Here is a 21,829-nt window from a genome sequence, read left to right as displayed (position 1 = left end):
TGAGCCTGGTTATCTGAGATATGACGTCGATCAAACACATGCGAATGGTAGACTTCTTTATTCTCTTCCCAGATATAAATTATACAAATCATATTTCATTTAAAATTTGACTTGAATTAGGATATTCAAAGGAAAATCTATTGATTTACTTGATCTAAAACGGACTGTCGGTATTTATCATAGCCCTAGAAACTACTTTTGAAAAAACACGAAGACATCGGTAATTAATTTCTTTATAAAGGCAGCTGACAAGACTATTTTACTTAAACCGCAATAGTTAGTAGCGGTAGGTCATTTCCTACCGCTTCATTAATCATTAAAGCTAATTTATCTTAAGTCTCCGATATCAACCTGGAAGGTTGAGCCCTCAATGATCCTGGAAATTTGGATATCTAACTTGTTCGACCTTTTCGCATATCTTAAATAGGAAAGTTCGAACCAAGTTAACACTTATTAAGGTACGAACGATTGTTATCCATGCATAATAAATAAGGTATCAAGAAGCGGTAGTTTATTGCAAGGAATAATCATTCTCCTTGATACAATGTCGAATCGCTGGTAGATAAATAGCAATTAGGAGGAGTTCCCCCAACTACTTTTTTCGTTACACCAATGTTTCAAGTCTGTGTGGGGCATAAACCGAAACTCCTAAGACAAAGGTGTGCAAGCTAAAAGAACACGCCAGATATTATGTATGGTGTGTACCACAGGATATATTGGGATGTTTCCCCTTTACGTACAAAATATCGACATACAAGTAACGATTTAAAGGTTTCACAAGGCACATATTTTTTCTGTTTTTATTTGGTTCAATAATTTTGTTAAAAGAATTTCCTCCATTTTGGAAATTTCGTCAATTTTTTCAATGACTTTAAGAATCTCATTTTTATTATTATTTAGAAGATATTTAAGCTGCAGATTTCTGGCAATGATGCAATTATCTTTTAAATTTTGATACTCACTTATAAGTTTATCATTCGGTTCTTGTAACAAAAAACCATTCTCTATTAAAAAATTTATCCGAGCAATCATAGATTCTTTATGTTCACATAAGAAGTGTAAGGACCGAATATCAAATTCAACCTTATTTTCAATTAATAATTCAAAATAATTTTTTAACAATTCATATGTTTTTATTCCGAATACATGATCTGGGTGATACTGCCTATCATCGATTGGCTTTATACGTTCAGATGTATTTATTGAGTGCAAATAATCATTCAATAGATCGACTACAGCAGTTATCCTGAACTCAGGTTTATAATCTTGCTTTAATTTAAATGGAAGAATAAAGTTTCCACTCGTATTAAAAATAGATTCTTTAAAAGTGCTATAGTCAACATTTTGTGTTTTAAAAGTACCATGTTCATCAAAACCTATTGTGGTATATTTATTTTCATCCCGGGAATATCCATAAATTAACAAATCGTGAATGTAATTGAATTTTTGATATGACCGCCTGTTTGGTAAATGAAACTCGTCTACAATTGACATAATATAATAATCCCTGTCAATATAACTCATAATAAGTTCATCTAATTCAATATTAGATTGTTTTATTGTTTCAGTAGAAAGTTTATCGAATTCAAACCATGGATTAGAATCATACCAGATATATGGCTCATAAAATGATATTAACGGATCATTTGGATTACCATATAGTTGGATAAAATGACTATGTAACCAAGGTTGATGATTCTGGGAAATACAGATAACTGATAATTGATAAGCAAGAAATTGATATCCCCTGATTGGAGGTTGGGCTAAAGGTAACTTTTTGTTGAAAATAATAATCCCTCCCGTTTTTTTTACAAAAAGCTCCAAAATTCACTTTATTCTTTCTATTGATAAATTATTATTTATTATATTACAATTTGTTTGATTATTCATATTTTTTCCGTATTTAAATCCATAAATTTACATTGAATTTTATTGATAATATCAGTGAAGGAGTGTAGAAAGTAAAGAAAATTTTAGTGAGTTATTTCATGATTTAAAAACATCGAGACCTCTAAGAGGTTCAAAGCTTTTTATAAGAATGATCCTGGTTTACCCGTACGTAATGTTTAAGTATGATAGACATGGCAATAGATCGGAGCGGGAAAGTGGGTGACATAAGGTATTATTATAGATACACGTTTTGAAAATGCAAAAGCCATTCAGACTTCTCGAGAAAGATTACTGGGTTAAAAAATGATCCAAGTTGCTCCAAAATAAAAAAAGTTTTTAGTACCTAATTAGCTTTGAAGTGTAGTATACAACTGTGAAGCGTTTGGGCGTTCCCATATCAATGTTGCTAAGATATTCAATCGTAGAAGGAGACAAGTGCGTGTGACTGTTTGATTACGGTTGAACTAACATACACCAGCGCTGATGACAAGCCAATGGTTGCGAATCTTACAAGTTGATTTAATTACAGGCTACGATCATCCTCATATCTCATGAAAAATCAACAACCCGTGCTTTTCTTCCGAAAAACGAAGTTCTATCATTAGCGGGTAATAGATCTGAGAAGTTGGAATGAGTTAAGCGGTGAAACGGCAAGTTGTTGGTGATCCGCTAGAATGTTATATAGTATTCAAGCTTCAGTCTGTTAAACTTCGATTTCGTAATGAACATTGGCGCTTCAGAACGAGCCCCACAATTTGACCCACGCAGTTTTTTTGAATCAATATTCAGAGCATGTTTTTAAGTGTGCTACTGTGACTTTTAGCTGCGACAAGAATACCATGTTTGCCTGCAGTAACAATCACATCTTTTAATCCTAATACTAGTATAGGTATTTCCAATTCATTCAATAAATGTGTATTCACAGAATTTTCACATATTTTCCCATTACCAATTACTGATTGTGGAAGTTCCTCAGATAGTGCATCCCAGGTACCGATATCCTTCCATGGACCATTGTAGGGCAATACCTCTATATGTCTTGCTTTCTCAGTGATGCCATAATCAAAGCTAGTTGAAGGTAAGGTGTCGTATGAATACAGCAATTTATCATAAGACAATTCGACACCATTTGCTTCATAAAGGGAAGAAATCTCACCCAACCTAAAAGCAACTACTCCACAGTTCCATAATGCTTGTTCTGCAATTAGCCTTTTGGCTAGTTGTTCCCGTGGCTTCTCTACAAACTGTTCTACTGACATAGAAGCATTTAATTGAGGATTATTTTGATCACTAGTCTTTATGTAGCCATACGATTCGGCCGGATAGGAGGGCTTTACTCCAAGTAATGCAATCTGAGGCTCCTTTTCTCTTATTACATTTTGTAACCTATGAATATATTGAAAAAAATCAACCTCTACGTAACAGTCGATAGGTACGATGGCTATTATTTCGTTTGGCCCTATATTCTCAACACATTTGAGATAAGAAACAACTAACGATATAGCAGCATATGTATCTTTACAGCAGGGCTCTAATATTAATGAAACATCTTTACCCAGTTGTTTTTTTATGTATGATTCATGTTCAGCAATTGTAGAAACATAGACATGGCTAAACAAACCACATTCATTTATTTGTTCCCAAACTCGTTGAGTCATAGATATCATCGTTCCTTCGTTATTTGAGAACAAAGGAATAAACTGTTTAGGTCTATCTTCGCTTGAAAGGGGCCATAATCTTTTTCCTGCTCCACCTGAAATTAAAACAAGTCTCAAATCTCCACCACCCCAGGAATTAGTAATTTAATTAAACTGAGTGAATCCACAATTCAAAATATCGCAAAATGTGCCAGCTAAAAAAATTCTTCTCTCTAGTGAAGATGGCCTTATACATGGAAAAAATGCTTTCCATCACCTTACGAAGTTGGTAATGATAGCTTTCAATCATATACATGGTTAAAGAGCTTACGGACCACTGACGATTACTTGAAGAAGATGGAAGAGTCGTGCAAATTACTCCATCAAGAACGAATGAAAAATGAATATTTACCTCCCCGCAGGGCTGATTCTTCGTAAATTGTCCGTTTATGTAATTTGTAAAAACGTATCGAGTGGAACTGCGAATTTCAATTTGCGGGTAGTATGCTGCAATTCCTGGGAGAACTCAGAGAGAGTATTTGTATACCAAGATTCGCTGAGTTCATTCAGCGCACTGAGCCAAAAACTTGGGGACTCGTTCTCACCAACCCACATAGCGTTTAAATCAACCATCATGACCATGTACGCTACCTTGTTATCATTTTTGATATCGACATCCTATTCTTTATTGCCTCTCTGTGGTTGTTTTTCTGGCGAATAATTTCTTTTAAGCGCTTATCCTTCTCCTATACTTTCCTCTTCTATTGTTGTTAATGATCCCCTTAATTTAATCAAATTATATATATTCCTAATAGATGTAAAGTTTTCTATCAGTAAATCCTCATCCTTGAATACCACACCCAAATCCATCTCTAGTCTCACAATAAGTTGAATTGTCATAATGGAATCCAACCCTAATTCTATCAGATTGGAATCAGAATTCGGGATAGTTTTTATATTCATAATTTCACTTACAATTGATGTAATAATATCAAATTTAATATTGCTTTCCATCATATATTCCCCCTATATCGAAAAAAGTATTTACCATACCTCGTATCATAAGGTACGGTTTTAACTAAATAAAACGAATGATTTTTGTTTGTTACGGCTTAACTTTAACATTATCCTCCATTTTTATCAATTTGATATGTATTATTAGATAGGTGCATCAACGATGTCTGACTATCTAATGCCTGTTAATTCACAAATAGATTTAGGAACTTCATTTATCAGAAAGATTTGAACTGTGATGAACAATTAAAAGAAGATCTTTAGATAAGGCCTCTCCGAAATCATTCATTTTCGCTGAAAATATCTTCATCTTCAGTTAAAAGTGTAGGTCTATTTCTGTATTTCAATTTTAATACCACACTGTGGTTACGATGCAGAGAAGGCACATTTTCAAACTGGTAATAGTTTGAGAACGTGCCTTCTCTATAGCATATATATATGCAAATGGCTAATAAAATTATGATTTCGTTGCACCGAGGGTATGATAGTGATTGATTTTGCAAGCAGTTTGTTCTCTTTTATTAATCCATTCTAAAGAGGACATATGCCCCCTCGTTAGTATTTTAGAATGGGCTTCTTTCTTCAAGCGGGTTCTTGAAGTGTTTCGAGCACTTGTAAATTTAATATGGCTGCAGAACATCTTCCTCGTCTTCATACAGCCTTATTTTTCTTGGGAATAAGACTTTCTGTAATGGGGCATAGCCCCTAGTCTCCAGAAAAGAGGTGAATATTGATACCTCTTCTACTAGATCATAATTATTCAGTAACTTGCTGCATCTTCATAGGTACCTTATGCTCTTGGCTGGCGCTGATTATAAACAGCGAAAACTCGTTGTTTATAATCGTCGGCAATACGATCATCGTTCTTGGCATGCCCTGGAAGATGCTTCTATATGATTAGCTGATCCCGGAGACTGACGATATACGGTGATTTATATAACTTTATGTTCATTTTCAGTTCAATTTATTCTTGTTCGTTGTTGCTTTGTATGATGTAATTCCCTTTTTCGGTACTCCAATGGGGTAATACTAAAATGTCTTTTGAAATAATTAGTAAAATGTGAGCTGGATACGTAACTAAGCGATTGAGATATTTCACTTATACTCATATTTGTTTCTATTAGTAATTTTTTTGCTTCATCCATTCGGTATTTTTGGAGATGTTTTATTGGCGGAATCTGAAATACTTTTTTGTAAGTATTACACAAATATACTGGGTTACACTGTATAAGGTCGGCTAGCATTTGTAGAGTAAGTGGTTTTGAAAAGTGTTTTCGAAGGTATCTATGAATAAATATTAATCGAGAATCTATATATGCGACTCTTTTACTTTGCTGGTGTTTCTTATGTATATCTAGACAGTTTTCAGAAATAATTGAGTAAATTTCCGATAACTCCTTCCGAAAATTTGTATTGATATTCTTATTAGTATTCTCCTGATGACTATTTTGAATTTTACTTAAAAAAACTTGGGCAGTTCTTTCTGTCGACCCCTTTAGCATGAGAATTGGTAGTGAGATAGGTTCGGTTGTTCTTAAAGAAATACCTCGGAAGACAGCAGGCTCATCTATTGCGCCAATATAGGTAGATTCATCGCATATTATAAACTGATTTCTATTTGCCCTTACTCTTGTTCTTTCGTTTTGAAACACCAAACTAGAGAGACATTCAATAACAAGAATAGTTCTTTTATTTTCATTCGAAAAACGGAAATAATTATTTGTATCAAGCCATGTTTGAGTAAAGATAGAATTTATGAATTGAATGTATAAGTTCATAAGAATTCCTCCTAGGGGTATAGTCCCGAGTAGTGGTGAAAATTGCCAAGGTTATCTTTACAAAGTTAGCTTTGGTATAAATTTCACTTATAGTGACACGACTCTAATTTAGAGAAGGTGTATCAAACAGTTGCTTGTCACTTTATGATCCTTTTGTTTAGATTTGACATTTTTTGTGGATTTTTTAAGAAGGACTTAATAGTGTCGCTAGCTCATTCACTAATGGAGGAGTATCTTCCCAAACACAGCCAAGAGCGCATCACATAGCGAAACGTTATACCAAGATCGGGTATCGCATACCCATGCGTACACACTCGATATGATCTCCCAAAGTTGCAGAAAGGCAGCTATCTTCCATTTATTACTCCATGCACGCAGACGTGCTTGGAGTACCTTTCACATCAAGTGTACTCAGCAACGTTGCAGGAAGCAACTTAGAGTTCATGTTCAATGGCACGGTGCAATCCCTCGCATGCATATCTAATCAAAAGTAGAGCCGCCCGCACAGCTAGAGAAAAGCAAGCTTTTGAAGGAATTTTAAACCAAATGGGAGCTTCTTCATTCATTTCGAGATCAAATCTATTACCAAGTGCTCAAACTTCTCAATCATGATTTTGTCTATTATCTGGACGTTTTTCGCTAAGATTCGTCAGCAAGCAATAGGTTCGTAAGGTGGTTCAGTAGCCATGATAAATCCCAGAAAGCAAAAGACATTTTTGAACAATCAAGAGGCAGATAGTGCTGGTATACATCAATTCTCATATGAGTACAACGTCAATTTCACCTCACTAAGCATTTGCAGTAAAGAAGGGGGTCATACTAAATCAAATATATACCACCAGACAGGCCCCCTCAGAAGGTAGAGGGTTTTTATGAAAGCGCATGCATCAATAGGTATATTATACTAAATAATTTGTTACTAGCAAGAAAGAAGTGGTTCGATCATTATAACGAGAAATAAAGATGTTAATATCCAAAGTTACATATTGTGTTGAAAAATTTGGGTGGTAATGCTAATAATTAGTTGATGAAGAATCTTGGTTAAATTTGTAAATATATAGCGAAGAGAACAATCGTAGAAATGAAGTTTAGCAGACATTATTGCTCAAATCTTAACAAAATCATGGATCTTGATTCTACGATGTAGATTGTAGATGCAATCTGGTAGTTGTTTAAAAAGTATAGTTTAATTAAAATTTTTGAAGATCTAATCCTGACACCATAGAAAGGATCCTATGCCAATTTCAAAGATTTGGCCCTAATAAATAATGTGTTGATTCTTTTTTATCAGAACATAACTTGTAAAAAAATGTATATCTATTTTCAAAAGATAAGTTAACTGTATAGAATACGAGCGGTATAACAGGCTCTCCAATATTCACGAATTCCAGAATCAGTAACTTAAAGTAGTTATTGAATCCACATTTATCTCTTAATTAGAAAAGAAGTGATTTTTCAGGATTTTCAATTGCATTATTGGTAATAACTACGGTTTCCGAGAGGTATGAAATCTAAAATGTTTAACAAATCACTTATTGTATTTGCCAGGAGGAGCAGAAATACCTCAAATATTAAGAATTGAGGATGTGATTGATTAAAATGATGAGGTACATAACTTTTAATAAAAGTAACATCGATGAATATCTCGCAGACAATGTTGTAATTGTCTTCAGATTGAGGAAATCTCGGATCAAGGCAAAACAACTGGGGATTATTGAAGCTTATTTTGCTCTTTCGTCGGTGGGAGGACTTTTTATTCCCAACGGGCCGCTTGGAGACGTGAAAGGTATTTTTTCTTTTTTTGTACCTATAAAGTACCTGAATGAACTTCCATCCGTTTTATCGGGAATTGGATATTGCAACCAGTTTTATCTGCTAGATTTTCGTTGCGAAAGTTCGGAAAACAACTCAGATCTAGTTAGTATCAATGAATTAATCTGGAAACGTAAGCGTTTTTCCATCAATAATTTCTTTTTTCAAGAATTAACTTTATACGAGCAACATTCCCCAAATAATCGACAGTTTAAAATTTTAAATCATAATAATGAAGTAAAAGTAGTAAATGGGTATCGCGGTGATGGTACAGAGACCGGTCGAAGAGCATTACCAGTAGAGGATGCAAGGTGTTTGGTGAATTTAGCAGAGCCTTACACTTCTAATATATTGTTGGATCCTTTTGCTGGAGGCGGAGGGGTCGTTTTCCAGGCCAAATTTATAAAAGAATCTATGGAGGTCTATAGTGTAGACGTTGATCCTATTTTAGCCCCTGGTCTTCAGTCTTACGGCTCCAAGCATTATGTAGCAAACTCAAGTGTGATTGAATTCGAAAAGGAATTATTTGATTCGATTGTAACAGAGGTCCCTTTTTCGCCAAATGCAACGGGGGAAGTAATTAAATCGATAGGCAATTTAAGTAGTTCATTAAAAGAATGTGGGAATTTAGTTTTGATGTGCAGTGCAGAGCAATCAGAAAAGATAGAACAGTTTGTTAACGATCTAGGCTTTTATAGATACGTTTTTGAAAGGATTAATCGAAAGGGGACAGATGTTGTTATTATGGCATGGTTTAAATCGTTCGAAAGATTTAAAAACAATCAAGACTTCTTGGATGTTGTAAAAACAATATATTAGGAGGGAGTTGGAGTTACGTGAGGGTGCTGCTGTATTTATATTATCCATTCTACGATAAACACTTGGCGGGTGGAGTACAAGTCTCTGTTCGTAAACTCGTTGATAAATTATTAACCAAGTACCCCGATATTAAGCTTAGTATTGTTTGCCCCCATTCAGATTTGCATAACTTCCCCGAGAATATACCGCTTCATCCAATTCTTCACGATCTAGAACAAAACGGTCTAAATCCGATCGACTTATATAATGATTTATTAATATTAGAGCAAATGGCTGACGATTCCGATGTAATCTGGTTGGTAGATCGCAGATTCCCTGTTCGGACAGCTAAACCAAAGTTGCTCAGTATGAATACATTCTGTTACGAAAGAGAATTAAAAGCTTTTTTCGAAAGTGAATGGGACAGAGTGGTGTTTAACTCCGAGTATCTAAAAAATCAGCTCATTAATTGCACTACAAAGAGAGAGGACGCAACGGTAATTCCATACTTTGTGGATGATGATTTTCGCAAACAGGAAAAGATGAGATGTAGCAGTAGGATGAGTAGGTATTTTGAGTTTGAATTTGATAAGAAATACATCTTGTATCCACACAGACCTGAAGCAGAAAAGGGCCATTTAGAGGCAATACTTATTCTTGAAGAATTAATACGTTACGATTCGAAATATTGTCTACTGATCCCAATGCCACCTAATTCGAGAAATGCGGATGTTTTCTCGGAAAATGACTTCATTCAAGGTTTAAAGCAAATCATAGCTGTTAAAGGTCTTGAGGAAAATGTAGTTTTTCATAACTGGATCGATTATAGTGACTTGCCTTATTACTACTCAATGGGTGAGTATAGCTTATTTTTATCAAAGTTACCCGAAACTTTTGGTTTTGTACTGATAAATTCCATCTCATGCGGCACTCCTACAATCAGTTACGGCGTCGGTGCATTAACGGAAGTCGTTCCCCCGGGAAGAGGGCATCTCGTTGTTCCAGTGGGAGATTATCACTCGATTACAAAATTAATACTAGCTGGTGAGGGACAAGACGAGGTTGTTCACGATACCGACATGGTGATCGAGAAATATAGTTTAGACCGAGTTGCAACTCAATATTATCAGTTGTTTGTAGCATTAGGGAGAACTACCGTAAACCAGTTGGTGTAAATCTATTTATATTAAGATAAGGAGAAGGTAGAAGAAATGACACTTCCATCAGTATCAATAATCTCAGTGACTATTAACAGGGAATCCTTAAAAGATGCTTGCGCAAGCGTCGATCGTCAAACTTACCCGAACTGGCACCATTATGTTCTTGGGGACGGAGTTTTACCGGTGAATTTTGACTCAAAACAGAGAAGTACATTGGGTTTCTCTAAAATAATGGGTATTACGGAACCGGGAGCAAATATGCCTAATGGGACGCCGAATCCAATGCTTAGATGGGCATTAAAGAATATAGATTTGGGAGACTATGTATGCTTTTTAGACGATGACAACATTTACAAAGATAACTATCTTGAAACAATGGTTAATGCTCTAGAGGCTAACCCCGACAAAGGAATTGCCTTATGTGCCGCAGAGGATTTTCGTTATGCACAAAACATTGATGGTTATCCTTCAGTTGGACGTTGCGATAATAGCGCCTTTTTGGTTCGCAGACAAATTGCGAAAAGCATTGAATTCCCATATGCCTCTATGGAAAAGAACGTTGTACAGGATTGCGAATTCATAATGAAATGCGCAGAACATTCTGGGTGGATATGTGTGCCAGAAAAATTACTGATTTTTGGAGCGGGGCTAAACCTTCCGCCGGATCGAGGACAACAGTTCTTTCTTGAGTCGTGGAAGAAACCTCAAGAAGCGTATAAAATGGCATTTGAACATGAATATGTGGAGGCAATTCCCATATTGGAAGAAGCTGTGAAGCTAAATAAGAATGATGCATGGTCAGTGTGGAAATTAGCGGAAATTTCAATTGTAACTGGTGAGAGAGAACGAGCCGAATTTTATTTTAAACAATGGGAAGAACTCTTTATTAAATCCAAATCCGATCATTATTACGTAACATTCCTTCAAACCATTTATCTTCGTTACTTTGGAAAGAGATATAAGCAGTTACTAGAGAGTGCTGTCAATAGGTTGGGTAAAATAACTGACGATAATCCTAATGATATAGAAAATTATTTTTGTCTTGCGATATTTCATTTGTTCAACGGTAATGAACAAGAAAGTGGAAAATTTATTAGAAAAGCACTAGAAATGAACAACGATCGATCATTTTGGGCCTACAAAGAGGCTGTATGGTTGATTAGGGTTTTTTCTGAAATTTTCAAATTAAACGGCTACTGCGTCGAGGAATTAAGAGAGGAGAGAAGCTTCTAGTATGTTCGTATTTATTGGGGCACATTATGATGATGTGATTGGCTCCTGTGCGGGGAGAATTGCATTGCTTAGACGTAACGGAGAAGCAGTCAAGGCGGTAACAGTATTTGGGGGCAAATATGATAAACCATTATCTCCTTTCGCTATTGAACTCCACCAAATGTGGGGTTTAAGGAATGTTGTGGAGGAGAGAAAAATAGAAAATGCTACGGCGTGCGAAGTACTTGATGTTTTACCGGTAGATTATGATTTCCAAGAGGCGATATACAGGACAGTAGCAGGCAGGCATTTGTATCCAAACGATGGGGATATATTTACGAATATCGTAAAAGAAGATGAAGAGTTAATTGAAAGAATAGCACTTCATATCACTAATGATTATTCCCTCAACGACGAACTTTATTTTCCGATTGGTCGAGGTAATCATGTCGACCACTTAATATTAAAAAAGTGCGGGGAAGCTTTGTCATCCCGGGGATATAAGATACACTATTACGATGATTTCTACTATGAAGGTGAAGTTGAGATGGATCCAAGTTATGAAAAAGAGAAAATTTCATTTTCCCTTGAGTGTATGCAAGAAAAAGTTGAATCCTTCTCTAAATATTCATCTCAGATTCCGATGCTTTTCGGGGATTTAGAAAAGATGAGTTTATACTTTCAATCTATTAACGATTATGGGGGTTACTATGAAGTTTACTACAGGAGAAGAAAAAAGCATTAGCGTGCTGACTGTTACGAGAGGGAGGGCTCAATTGCTAGATCGGGCAATAAAATCGGTCTTATCCCAGACGTATCAGGGTCCAACTCAACATTATATTTTAATCGATGATTGTCTCGATACCCTAAGATTTCTTGAAAAAAACTATTCGGGTAACGAGAGAGTCGCCTGGAAATTTTATAGCCGATTAGAAAGCGATAAGAGCGGGCCTTCGTTGTTGGCCAGATTAAGAACAAGTGCCATACATTCCGTAACTTCGAATTGGTTTAGTTTTTTAGATGATGATAACGAGTTCTATCCTGAACATCTTGAGAAACTTTATGATTTTGCTATGGAAAACAATTGCAACGCAGTCCATTCATACCATGAAATGTTATATCGCGACGGTAGGGAGTATCTTGAACAGAGGTGCCCTTGGGCTAGGATCAATCAGAAGGAAAGATATCGTGAATTGGTTGACATGGGAGTGTTGACTCCAGGAAGTAACATTTTTAGGGACCGACTGGGTATAATTATTGATACGAACGTGTGGTTGATTAAAAGATCTATTCTTAGCTCGGTTAACATATCTGATGAGTTCAGTATTGAAGACTGGGATAATAATTTAGCGGAAGATGATAAGTTAATGTTTATGCTTCAAGACATGAACATCAAAGTTTTAACTAATGAGGCTGTAACCGTAAAGTACTATCTTGGGGGATATTCCAATGTTTTTGATGGCAGCGTTGAGGGGACTATACTATGGGAAAAAGTCTGAATACAAAGCAGAGGGTCATATTTTTATTGAAAAATGGGATAGGGTTCGGTCACTTTAGAAGAGCTCTAGTACTAGCCAGCGAGTTAGAGAAAAAGGGACTAGAGATTATTTTTCTTTCTCAGGCGAAATCGACTCGTATATTTGATGAGTATAAGTTTAAAGTCATTAACGTTCCATTACTTCACTCCCTTAAAAGTAATAACGCTGCACTTGCTTTTAATTCGGTAATCAATTTTATCATTGAGCATCTTAATCCAAGTCTTGTAATCGAGGATACATACTCCGATGACTACTATCTAAATATCCCAGCGCTAGCGACAACGCCAAGAATTCTTATATTAAGACGTGTATCTGGAGATGCCATTGAGGAGTTCTTTTATAGTGGTAAATTCGGACAATACGATATGATTTATGTAATGGAGTCTAAAGAACTTTGCATTGATAAGTTGAAAAGTCCGCTAGTCAAGTCAGTGTTGGATAATTCCGATCTGTTTGATTTTTGTGGAGATATATTCTTCCAACCTGAAGAGAGTATGAAACAACGAATGAACCATAAATATAAAGTGGATCAGTTTGATAAAACTGTAGTTGTGAATGGCGGTGCGGGTGGATGGCACCTTGGTGAGAACGTTTGCGAACTAATATTTGATAGTGTGATTGAATTCGCAAAGAACATAAAAAACTACAACCAGAAAGTGCAATTTATTATTGTCACAGGCCCCTACTCCGAACACCTCATCAGTAAGTACGATGAAGTCGAGTTAGTTAACTACCAAATAACAATGGTTGGATACGAGGGGAATTTATCAGCGCTATTAAATATAGCTGATGTGTGCGTTTTAAGGCCTGGATATAATACAACCATGGAAGCGCTTCAAGGCGAAGGTCAACTGATTCTATTACCTGGAATATCGTATATGGAAGACCAAAAGGAATGGTGCGATTATTTGCATAATGAATTCATGGTAGATTTCATTCCTATTGAAGATATTAAAAAACTTCAAAAAGTATTATTAAAGTCTTTAATTGCCCCTAAACCTAAGAGGGAAAAAGTTAGAAATAATGCATGTGAGGTAGCTGAGAAGATTATTAGGAGAATGAAACTCCGTGTAATTGGTAATAATAATTTTTTATTAGCTTTTAATTTAATTGATTATAAGGAGAAAAATTCGATAAAACAATATGTTCAGCGTTATCCCCGATTGGCTCGAGTTAGTTTTGTCCAAAAGGATCAGAGTGTTAGTGGTCTGAATCTACAGGATACAGGAGCAGAACCTGTAGTTGTAGTAAATAGTTTACAGCAATCCATTCATTCTATTACTGAATTTATGGGGAGAAAGATCATCTTTTATAATGACAGTGATCTGAGCTTTTTGAGAAAGCAACAGTACGAAGCAATATATGATCTTGAGTCATTGGGGATAATTTCCATAGAAGTTACAGAAATACCTTTCACTACGAGCGAAAGGACGCTTCATATATTGCAGAACGTAATAGCAAATCGTAGAAAATATGCACCTGATTTTGTGATTAAGATATCCCAAGATTCTGATCAAAATGAAATTTTGAAGTTTATAGACAGTATCCATCTTTTATTGGAAGAAAGCAATTTGCGGATTATGTCGATAAATGAATCTTTTAATGAAGTAAGTAATCAGGCAGTTGGTCGATATAGATGGAATTACGATGGTCTCGAGATCCGGAATCTTTCATAGTGAGGGACATAATGTGGAGAGAATTGGAAAAATATATCGAAATGTTGTATAGGATGCAAAAACCAATCAAGATTTGGTTCAGAGATGATGACTTGGGTTTTTATATACCTGAAGTAAAGAAAATGGTGAACCTTTTTGATAAGGTAGAAGTTCCAATTGTATATTCGGCTATTCCAAGTTTGTTGGTCAATGAAACGATTGATATAGTGAGGAGCAGTAAAACTGCATTTGTTGCACAGCATGGTTGGAATCATAGAAATAACTCCCTTAAAGCAGGAGTGAAAACCGAGTTCGACGATGATGCTTGCGAGTTGAGTATCATGATCAATAATATTAATCAGGGAAAAAAAAAGCTTCAAGATCTTTTCGGTCCAAAATATCTTAATGTTTTTGTTCCACCATGGCACGAGATGAGCCCGAAACTTGAGCAGGAGATATATAAATGCAGATTTCATTATATCTCTAGTTGGGGTCCGAATGGTAGGAATGACAATAACTTTTATGAAATTAATACGCAAGTTGACATCATAGATTGGAGTATTTCGGACAAATTTGCTGGAGAAAATTATGCTCTGTCACAACTTGTGTCTGAGTTGCAGGAAGGATTAACAAAAGAAAATTCTAGGCTATGTATTGGAATCCTCTCACATCACAGAACAATGGGAACGGAAGGCTTTGAATTTGTTGAGCGTTTAATAAATACTATTAAAATCTTACCTGGTGTTGAAATCATAATTCCTAAAGGAGAAGTTGATGGAAAATCAATTATATATGATAGCTAGACGGGTTCTGGGTAACAATGATAAAGAAATATATTTCCGAAGTGGAAACAAATGCTTTGTAACCGATGTAGACGGGAATGATTATATTGATTTTATATTAGCATACGGTCCCGTTATCTTAGGACACAATAACAGTGAATATTTGAATAATATGCGTGAAAAAATATCTGCTGGGTTTTGCTTTCCATCTTATTCAGTCTATCATCAAGAATATTCCGAAGATATTAACTCATTTTATAAAACTAGTAAAACCATTGGTTTTTTTTCCACTAGTTCTGAGAGCGGTCAGGCTGCATTAAGAATTTGCCGTCATATCACGGGAAAAAAGAAATTTGTCAGACTTGGATATTTAGGTTGGCATGATAACTTAATTAATGGGGGGCTTCATTGGCATGAACCACTAAACTCTGATTTACGAAAAAAAGTGTCAACAGAATTAACTTATCATAATAATGATGACTATGATGCAATTAACTGGGGAGATGGATCACTCGAAACACTCCAGTACATTATTGCGAATAATAGAGAAATTTCTTGTTTAATGTTTGATGCTTATCAGTCGATTCATTTAGGTTTCGAAAAGACAACAGCTGCGATTGATTTGTGTAGGAAAAACAATATTCTTGTTGTGATGGACGAGACTAAAACTAGTGGAAGAATCTCCCCCTACGGATATTATGAGAGAATGTTTGATTTCGACTTCACTATTCTAGGGAAAGCCATTGGTAATGGTGCCGCAACAAGTGTATTGATTGGCAAAGATACGTTCGATATCAACTATTATGATTTGAAGATTGGTGGGACTTATGCTCGTGATAATATCGGCATTATAAGTGCGCTAATTACAAAAGAAATTATGCATAAGTATGATTATTATAATTCAATTAAATCAATAGGTGTCGAAGTATCACGTGTAATCAATAAAGTGCTGGATAAATATAATATAGGACATCTTTTATGGGTTGAAGCGATGATGGAAGGAGGCATTCTTGAGTTTAGGTTCTGCGATGGAATTGCAAACCAGATTACTGCAAGAAGATATCTCGAGTTGTCTTTGTTAAATAATAATATTTTAGTGCCTTGGGGACACTGTTTTTACGTTTGTTCAGAGCATATTTCAGTTTATAAAGTTCTGGAAGAAAGGTTAGAAATGGCAATAAAAGAATGGATTCATCAGCATGAAAATCTAATAAGTAAAGCATCCCAAGAAGAAATGATATACGGAGGAAGAATGTGAATATTAAGGAGTGCTTGAGCAGATTTGTAAACAATTATTCTCATATTGAAGATAAGTATTTAGCTACAACTGGAGATCAAATAAATAGGGCCCCATATACATCCATATCGGCATTTCCGATGCAAGAATGTAAAGAAAAAGTAAGCGTAATTATTCCCACATGGAATTCGAACGATACTTTGTTGATTACATTAAGATCAATCGAAAATAGTAGTTTCAATTTAAAGTTTTATAATTGTTTAGAAGTTGTGATTATAGACGACGGTACGAAAGAAGATTTACTACCTTTATTATTGACAGCGAATCTTCAGATGAATATGCAGTATATAAAACAAGTTCATCTCGGAAGAGCGCAAGCAATCAATACAGCGGCTATGAATTGTAGTGGCGAAGTTATAATATTTTGCGATTCCGATATCATTCTATTTCCGTTTGCTTTAGAAGAATTGGTTAAACGTCAACAACTGTTTATGAATGAAGCAATTTTTTTCGGCTTTAGAGAAGATGAAGACAAGCAAAACATTGACATCGAAGACCTTTCATCTTGGATTAACAGCCGAACTCCAGCATTTTGGAAGGACAATCGGTTTACCTACGATTTCAATAAGAGTTGGGGAACAAATATGATGCTTGAAACAACTCATCTTCGAAATCGAAAGGGAGATCAAAATATTTGGGTTAGCGATGAACATACAAGTATGGATGATTGTTGGCAACTTTTTCGAATGGTTTACGGGTTTCTATTTAGTGTAAGCAAGTCTGTTTTTTTTGATGTCGGTGGATTTGACGAAGATTTTTGCGGTTGGGGATGGGAGGATAGCTATTTTACAGCGAAAGTATTGTATAAAGGTTACAGAATAATACCCTGTCCGTCTTCCCACAGTGTACATATTACTCATGTTGATCGTTCTGCATCGAAGTTGGACGAGGCAAATCGAAATTACAATGTGTTACTTTCAAAATTAAATACTACTGAAATTACTAGCTTTCTTAAAGACTCTGACATTAACAAAAGAATTATAGTTAATGAATATTTTAAATGTAAGCCAAGGGTAATTGAAAACAATTCTACTGTATATTCAGGTATACAAAGTCTTTTATCAAGCGACATCGAATTAGCCAAATATAATTATGTTTTAGGAGAATTTGAAAGAGCGGTAAGCCATTTTGAGCAAGTGATCCCTAAACTATCAATAGATGAAATTGAAATGTTTGTTGATTGTTTAATTAGAACGAATAATAAAAAGGAATATATATCCATAAGCAACTTGGAATCGTTGCAACATACATTCATGGGACATTTAGCATCGTTCTATTTCGATTTGTCATATTTAAAAATCCCGTCTTTGGACGATGTCCGGTCCAATCATTTTGTATATTGCTACTCCTTACCCCCGGAAAGCCATATTGCCAGGGGGGAACAATACTTTAAGGAGAATCAGGTCTATCTCGCTCTAAGAGATTTTTATGCCGCCTATATTCTAAATGATAATTTCGGTTTCGAAATGTCTTTGAAATGCAAGGATATTATGCAAAGCCAAAAGAAAGCCGTACAAAAGGAGAAATAATAATGGATAATATTTTTGTTAAGAGCCTTGAGCTGCATGCGTCGTACCATTGCAATTTGAAATGTCGAGGTTGTATGCATTTATCACCACTGGAAACCCCAGGATTCATTGATATTGATGAAATAATTGACACGCTAACCGAACTCAAAAAGTATCTTAGAACTGATACTATTAGAATATTGGGAGGTGAACCACTTTTAAACAAAAACATACTTGACGTTGTGTACAAAGTGAAGTCAGTAGGAATAGCAGATAAAGTCTCTCTTACTACAAATGGAACCTTGCTATCTAAAGCGGACCCGAAAATTTGGGGGTTGTTGGATGAAGTGGAAATCTCAAACTATAAATACTCCAAGGGGTTTATCGAGAAACTAATTGATGATTGCAAGAAAATCACTGCAAATAATAACATACGCATTTCGATTTACAATTTTGAATCCTTTCGAGAACCGTTTTCTGAAATCAAAAATAGCGATATACAGTTGGTAAAGGATATATATAATAACTGTTTGTTTGCGAGAGAATGGCAATGTTTTAATGTGTTCGAGGGTTATTTTTTCAAGTGTCCTCAAGCTTTTGCATTATCAAGGAAACTTTCCTGTGGCGATTACAACGCAAATGGCATTCGCATTTTGGAGAATTCTAATCTCCATGAACAGTTGGTCGAATATATTGACTCTTCAGAACCATTGCCTTCATGCCATCATTGCCTTGGATCGGTTGGGAAGCGGTTTGATATTCAACAGGTTGAAAAGCCAAAATGGATGAGCTGCCAGTCAGCAGATGTTCCCTCCCTCCTTGATTACAATTTTTTAGAAGAGTCGAGGAGCAAGGGGTTGCAGAATGTTGAAATCAACACTGTTGGTACTACAGTTATACTGCATAAGGGGGAGGAAGTCGATGTTATCTAAGTTGGAAATAGCTGTGCTACGAAATGAAATGTTCGATATTATCGCAAAAAAAAGGTTCCCGCGAGAAGCTCTGGAGAGAATTTGTATAACTGAGGAAGATAGCGTTGTCATTAACAATATAATAAACAGGACAAAGCCACATTGTATTTTGGAAGTCGGAAGCTATGTAGGTGTAAGCACCTGCTTATTGGCGATGAAAGCACCGTGGGCAAAGGTGGTAGCCATTGATCCAAATTTTTCAGTGCTTGGAGATGTAATAAAACACAATAGTGAGGTTAAAGACAACTCTAGAGATTTTTATGAGGAGTTGGTGGATTACTACCGATTGAGAGAAAGGGTGGAGAGGTACGATAATTATTTCTCATGTTTTCCTGCGGAGAGTACTTTGAACTTCCATAGTTTATATAATTCAAAAATACTTGAAGTACAAGTAATAGATGAAGAGATTCTGAAAAGCCGAGCACCATTCGACCTAATTTTTATAGATGGTGATCATAATTCAAGCAGTGTTTTCTCTGATCTTCTGAGAGCGTATAGATATATTTCGAATAATGGAGTTATTCTTTTACATGATATGGATGGAGATTGGGGGGAGAAGGTAAAGAGGGGAGTAGCTCAATTTCTTGAAGGGCATCCTGATCTAAAATTGGATATCAATGGGAATATAGGAATTATCGAAATGGAGAATGTGTATCGTGAATAACGAAAGAAAGGTAGTGTACTCTATAAATGAGTTACCGGAGGAAACAATCGACAGAATGTTGAAAGACATTAAGACGCTATTTGATGATTGTGAGATTCGGTTACTAAATTATAGAGAGATAGATGGGAATATCGTGTTAAATACGAAAAAATACGATGATTTTAGAGGAGATATATGAAAAAATTGAGAATCGGGTTATTACATCATGGAAATGAGAATGAAATATGGGGTTCGGTCATAACGACATATTATTTACAAAAAGCATTATTAAAAATGGGACACGATGTTTGGAGAATATCTGTTACACAACACAATGACTATCCATCATTATTATCTCAAAAAACAGACCTGATTATTTGTGAAGGTGTTCCAGAGTGGCAAGTGCCGAAGGGGATTTGGGATAGCACCGATAAAAAGATATTTTGGTGGTTAAGTGATTTATTTTATGATGCCGATACCTTATGTAATAGTGGTTTTAATGCTATTGCCACAAATTCAGATGATTATAAGTATTTGCAATCAAAGGGAAAATGTTCACAAAGAATTGATCTTGCTGTAGATCCAGATATCGCAAAAGAACGAAGAATTGCGGAATATAATACTGATTTTGTTTATGTCGGTAATTACCCCCACAAATCCATGAATCAAATGGACGCCCTCTTTAAACCAAGTTGCGAAATCGGTTCATTAAGCCTCTGGGGAAGCGGGTGGGATGATTCTCCATATTCTAATTATTACAAAGGAGTCTTGCCGATTGGCGATCTTGGAAAGTTATATAAGTCTGCAAAGATATCGCTATTGTTAACGGAGAAGAAGCAACAAGAGCGATTAATGTTTAATAACCGTGTTTTCGAAGTACTTGGAAGCGGTTGTCTTGCGGTTTCCGAAGTATTCCAGGGTTTGCAGAATAGCGAATTTGGTCAATACATATATTTTGTGTCGAGCAAGAGTGAGCTGCAGGAGATTTATGAAGATATGAGTAGCCGAGTAATAAGCAAACAAATCAAGGAAGCGCAGAATTTTATTTTATCAAATCATAATTATGATATAAGAGCGAATGAATTTATAAGACTATATAACACAATCTAAATCCCAATGGAGGTATGTTTGATTGAAGACTTTTCTTGTAACTGGAGGTACTGGATTTCTTGGTTCAAATTTTGTTCGAAAAATTATGAATGAAACTGACAACCATGTAATTATTCTGGATAATGATTCTACAGGGAGTTTTAAAAACATCAGTGAATTTATTAAAAGCGGTAGAATAAAACATTATGAATGCGATATCAGTTTGAAAATACCAGAGTATATCTATTCAGAAATTCATATTGACGATATATATAATTTTGCTTCCCCAGCATCCCCGGTGTATTATCTCAAGCACCCCATTCAAACAACTAAAACCAATGTTTTGGGTATTATAAATTTACTTGAGATTGCCAAAATTAAAAATGCAAGATTGTTTCAGGCATCAACCTCAGAAGTTTATGGTGATGCAATACAGAACCCGCAAAATGAATTGTATTGGGGAAATGTGAATCCAACCGGTGTAAGGGCTTGTTACGATGAAGGGAAGAGGTGTGCGGAATCTCTTATATATGATTATGTACGAGAGTATAGTTTAGATGTTCGGGTCGTTCGCATATTTAATACATATGGACCGAACATGCAAATTAACGATGGGAGAGTGGTTTCTCACTTTATAAACCAGGCACTTTTGAATAAAAACATTACAATACATGGGAATGGTCTCCAAACCCGTAGTTTGTGTTATGTTGACGATACAATATCTGGGATTATTAAACTAATGCAGCGAGAGCAACCAATTATGACGCCTGTAAACATCGGTAATCCGTCCGAAATATCCATACTAGAACTTGCGGAACGGATTATTGATATGACGCAATCCACTTCAAAAATTGTATTTACGGAACCACGTGAGGATGATCCGAAGCAAAGAAGGCCAGATATATCCTTAGCCTTAAGAGAGCTGGATTGGAGTCCGGCAATTAATCTCGAAGATGGGCTAAAGAGAACGATTGATTACTTTATGAAAGAAAATATTGAATATTCATGCTAATCCTAAAAAAAATAGACTACTTATGATTGATCT

Annotated in this window: 17 protein-coding genes; 13 read left to right on the top strand and 4 right to left on the bottom strand. The window is 35.5% G+C overall.

Annotated features, from left to right (window positions below; genetic code table 11):
• Positions 1-774: 774 nt before the first annotated feature.
• From ABEW73_RS03400 to ABEW73_RS03385, 4 genes are all read right to left on the bottom strand, one after another.
• Positions 775-1,824: a hypothetical protein gene (locus ABEW73_RS03400; protein WP_430162122.1), complete on the bottom strand. Its 1,050-nt coding sequence runs from the start codon at positions 1,822-1,824 to the stop codon at positions 775-777.
• 851 nt (positions 1,825-2,675) lie between these two features.
• Entirely contained in the window at positions 2,676-3,665 is a 990-nt protein-coding gene (locus tag ABEW73_RS03395; RefSeq protein ID WP_430162124.1) for a sugar phosphate nucleotidyltransferase, read from the bottom strand.
• 597 nt (positions 3,666-4,262) lie between these two features.
• The gene (locus ABEW73_RS03390) at positions 4,263-4,541 is read right to left on the bottom strand and encodes an acyl carrier protein (RefSeq protein ID WP_430162126.1); all 279 of its coding nucleotides are present in this window, start codon (positions 4,539-4,541) and stop codon (positions 4,263-4,265) included.
• A 959-nt stretch (positions 4,542-5,500) separates the two neighbouring features.
• Entirely contained in the window at positions 5,501-6,319 is an 819-nt protein-coding gene (locus tag ABEW73_RS03385) for a helix-turn-helix transcriptional regulator (protein ID WP_430162128.1), read from the bottom strand.
• 1,590 nt (positions 6,320-7,909) lie between these two features.
• Between ABEW73_RS03385 and ABEW73_RS03380 the strand changes: the two genes are divergently transcribed.
• From ABEW73_RS03380 to ABEW73_RS03320, 13 genes are all read left to right on the top strand, one after another.
• Positions 7,910-8,950 (top strand): TRM11 family SAM-dependent methyltransferase, encoded by a 1,041-nt coding sequence (locus ABEW73_RS03380; RefSeq protein WP_430162130.1) that lies wholly within the window; start codon positions 7,910-7,912, stop codon positions 8,948-8,950.
• Positions 8,951-8,967: 17 nt separating this feature from the next.
• Positions 8,968-10,104: a glycosyltransferase family 4 protein gene (locus tag ABEW73_RS03375; protein ID WP_430162131.1), complete on the top strand. Its 1,137-nt coding sequence runs from the start codon at positions 8,968-8,970 to the stop codon at positions 10,102-10,104.
• A gap of 36 nt (positions 10,105-10,140) precedes the next feature.
• Entirely contained in the window at positions 10,141-11,322 is a 1,182-nt protein-coding gene (locus ABEW73_RS03370) for a glycosyltransferase (protein WP_430162133.1), read from the top strand.
• 1 nt (position 11,323) lies between these two features.
• Positions 11,324-12,046: a PIG-L deacetylase family protein gene (locus tag ABEW73_RS03365; protein WP_430162135.1), complete on the top strand. Its 723-nt coding sequence runs from the start codon at positions 11,324-11,326 to the stop codon at positions 12,044-12,046.
• Entirely contained in the window at positions 12,012-12,800 is a 789-nt protein-coding gene (locus ABEW73_RS03360; RefSeq protein ID WP_430162137.1) for a glycosyltransferase family A protein, read from the top strand. Before ABEW73_RS03365 ends, ABEW73_RS03360 begins: the two co-directional genes overlap by 35 nt.
• Positions 12,785-14,515 (top strand): glycosyltransferase, encoded by a 1,731-nt coding sequence (locus tag ABEW73_RS03355; RefSeq protein ID WP_430162139.1) that lies wholly within the window; start codon positions 12,785-12,787, stop codon positions 14,513-14,515. The genes ABEW73_RS03360 and ABEW73_RS03355 overlap by 16 nt, the downstream gene beginning before the upstream one ends.
• A gap of 11 nt (positions 14,516-14,526) precedes the next feature.
• Positions 14,527-15,297 (top strand): DUF2334 domain-containing protein, encoded by a 771-nt coding sequence (locus tag ABEW73_RS03350; protein ID WP_430162141.1) that lies wholly within the window; start codon positions 14,527-14,529, stop codon positions 15,295-15,297.
• Complete coding sequence (locus ABEW73_RS03345; protein WP_430162143.1) at positions 15,269-16,534, top strand: aminotransferase class III-fold pyridoxal phosphate-dependent enzyme; 1,266 nt, start codon at positions 15,269-15,271, stop codon at positions 16,532-16,534. The genes ABEW73_RS03350 and ABEW73_RS03345 overlap by 29 nt, the downstream gene beginning before the upstream one ends.
• The gene (locus ABEW73_RS03340; protein ID WP_430162144.1) at positions 16,531-18,102 is read left to right on the top strand and encodes a glycosyltransferase family 2 protein; all 1,572 of its coding nucleotides are present in this window, start codon (positions 16,531-16,533) and stop codon (positions 18,100-18,102) included. The genes ABEW73_RS03345 and ABEW73_RS03340 overlap by 4 nt, the downstream gene beginning before the upstream one ends.
• A 2-nt stretch (positions 18,103-18,104) precedes the next feature.
• Positions 18,105-19,013 carry a radical SAM protein gene (locus tag ABEW73_RS03335; protein WP_430162146.1) on the top strand — a complete coding sequence of 303 codons (909 nt, stop codon included), beginning with the start codon at positions 18,105-18,107 and terminating at the stop codon, positions 19,011-19,013.
• Entirely contained in the window at positions 19,003-19,716 is a 714-nt protein-coding gene (locus ABEW73_RS03330) for a class I SAM-dependent methyltransferase (RefSeq protein WP_430162148.1), read from the top strand. Before ABEW73_RS03335 ends, ABEW73_RS03330 begins: the two co-directional genes overlap by 11 nt.
• Before the next feature lie 174 nt (positions 19,717-19,890).
• Positions 19,891-20,805, top strand: a complete 915-nt coding sequence (locus ABEW73_RS03325; protein ID WP_430162150.1) for a glycosyltransferase family protein — start codon at positions 19,891-19,893, stop codon at positions 20,803-20,805.
• 22 nt (positions 20,806-20,827) lie between these two features.
• The gene (locus tag ABEW73_RS03320; RefSeq protein WP_430162151.1) at positions 20,828-21,796 is read left to right on the top strand and encodes a GDP-mannose 4,6-dehydratase; all 969 of its coding nucleotides are present in this window, start codon (positions 20,828-20,830) and stop codon (positions 21,794-21,796) included.
• The last annotated feature ends 33 nt before the right edge of the window (positions 21,797-21,829 follow it).

It is taken from the genome of Paenibacillus lautus (assembly GCF_050482385.1).
GTDB lineage: Bacteria > Bacillota > Bacilli > Paenibacillales > Paenibacillaceae > Paenibacillus_AQ > Paenibacillus_AQ lautus_B.
This window is presented reverse-complemented; position numbering and strand designations above follow the sequence as displayed.

Excerpts from the sequence above, each read along its gene's own strand:
- ABEW73_RS03370 (WP_430162133.1), top strand. The coding sequence starts at position 10,141 with ATGACACTTCCATCAGTATCAATAATCTCAGTGACTATTAACAGGGAA.
- ABEW73_RS03330 (WP_430162148.1), top strand. The coding sequence starts at position 19,003 with ATGTTATCTAAGTTGGAAATAGCTGTGCTACGAAATGAAATGTTCGAT.
- ABEW73_RS03335 (WP_430162146.1), top strand. The coding sequence starts at position 18,105 with ATGGATAATATTTTTGTTAAGAGCCTTGAGCTGCATGCGTCGTACCAT.
- ABEW73_RS03350 (WP_430162141.1), top strand. The coding sequence starts at position 14,527 with ATGTGGAGAGAATTGGAAAAATATATCGAAATGTTGTATAGGATGCAA.
- ABEW73_RS03355 (WP_430162139.1), top strand. The coding sequence starts at position 12,785 with ATGGGAAAAAGTCTGAATACAAAGCAGAGGGTCATATTTTTATTGAAA.
- ABEW73_RS03345 (WP_430162143.1), top strand. The coding sequence starts at position 15,269 with ATGGAAAATCAATTATATATGATAGCTAGACGGGTTCTGGGTAACAAT.
- ABEW73_RS03325 (WP_430162150.1), top strand. The coding sequence starts at position 19,891 with ATGAAAAAATTGAGAATCGGGTTATTACATCATGGAAATGAGAATGAA.
- ABEW73_RS03365 (WP_430162135.1), top strand. The coding sequence starts at position 11,324 with ATGTTCGTATTTATTGGGGCACATTATGATGATGTGATTGGCTCCTGT.
- ABEW73_RS03385 (WP_430162128.1), bottom strand. The coding sequence starts at position 6,319 with ATGAACTTATACATTCAATTCATAAATTCTATCTTTACTCAAACATGG.
- ABEW73_RS03390 (WP_430162126.1), bottom strand. The coding sequence starts at position 4,541 with ATGGAAAGCAATATTAAATTTGATATTATTACATCAATTGTAAGTGAA.
- ABEW73_RS03360 (WP_430162137.1), top strand. The coding sequence starts at position 12,012 with ATGAAGTTTACTACAGGAGAAGAAAAAAGCATTAGCGTGCTGACTGTT.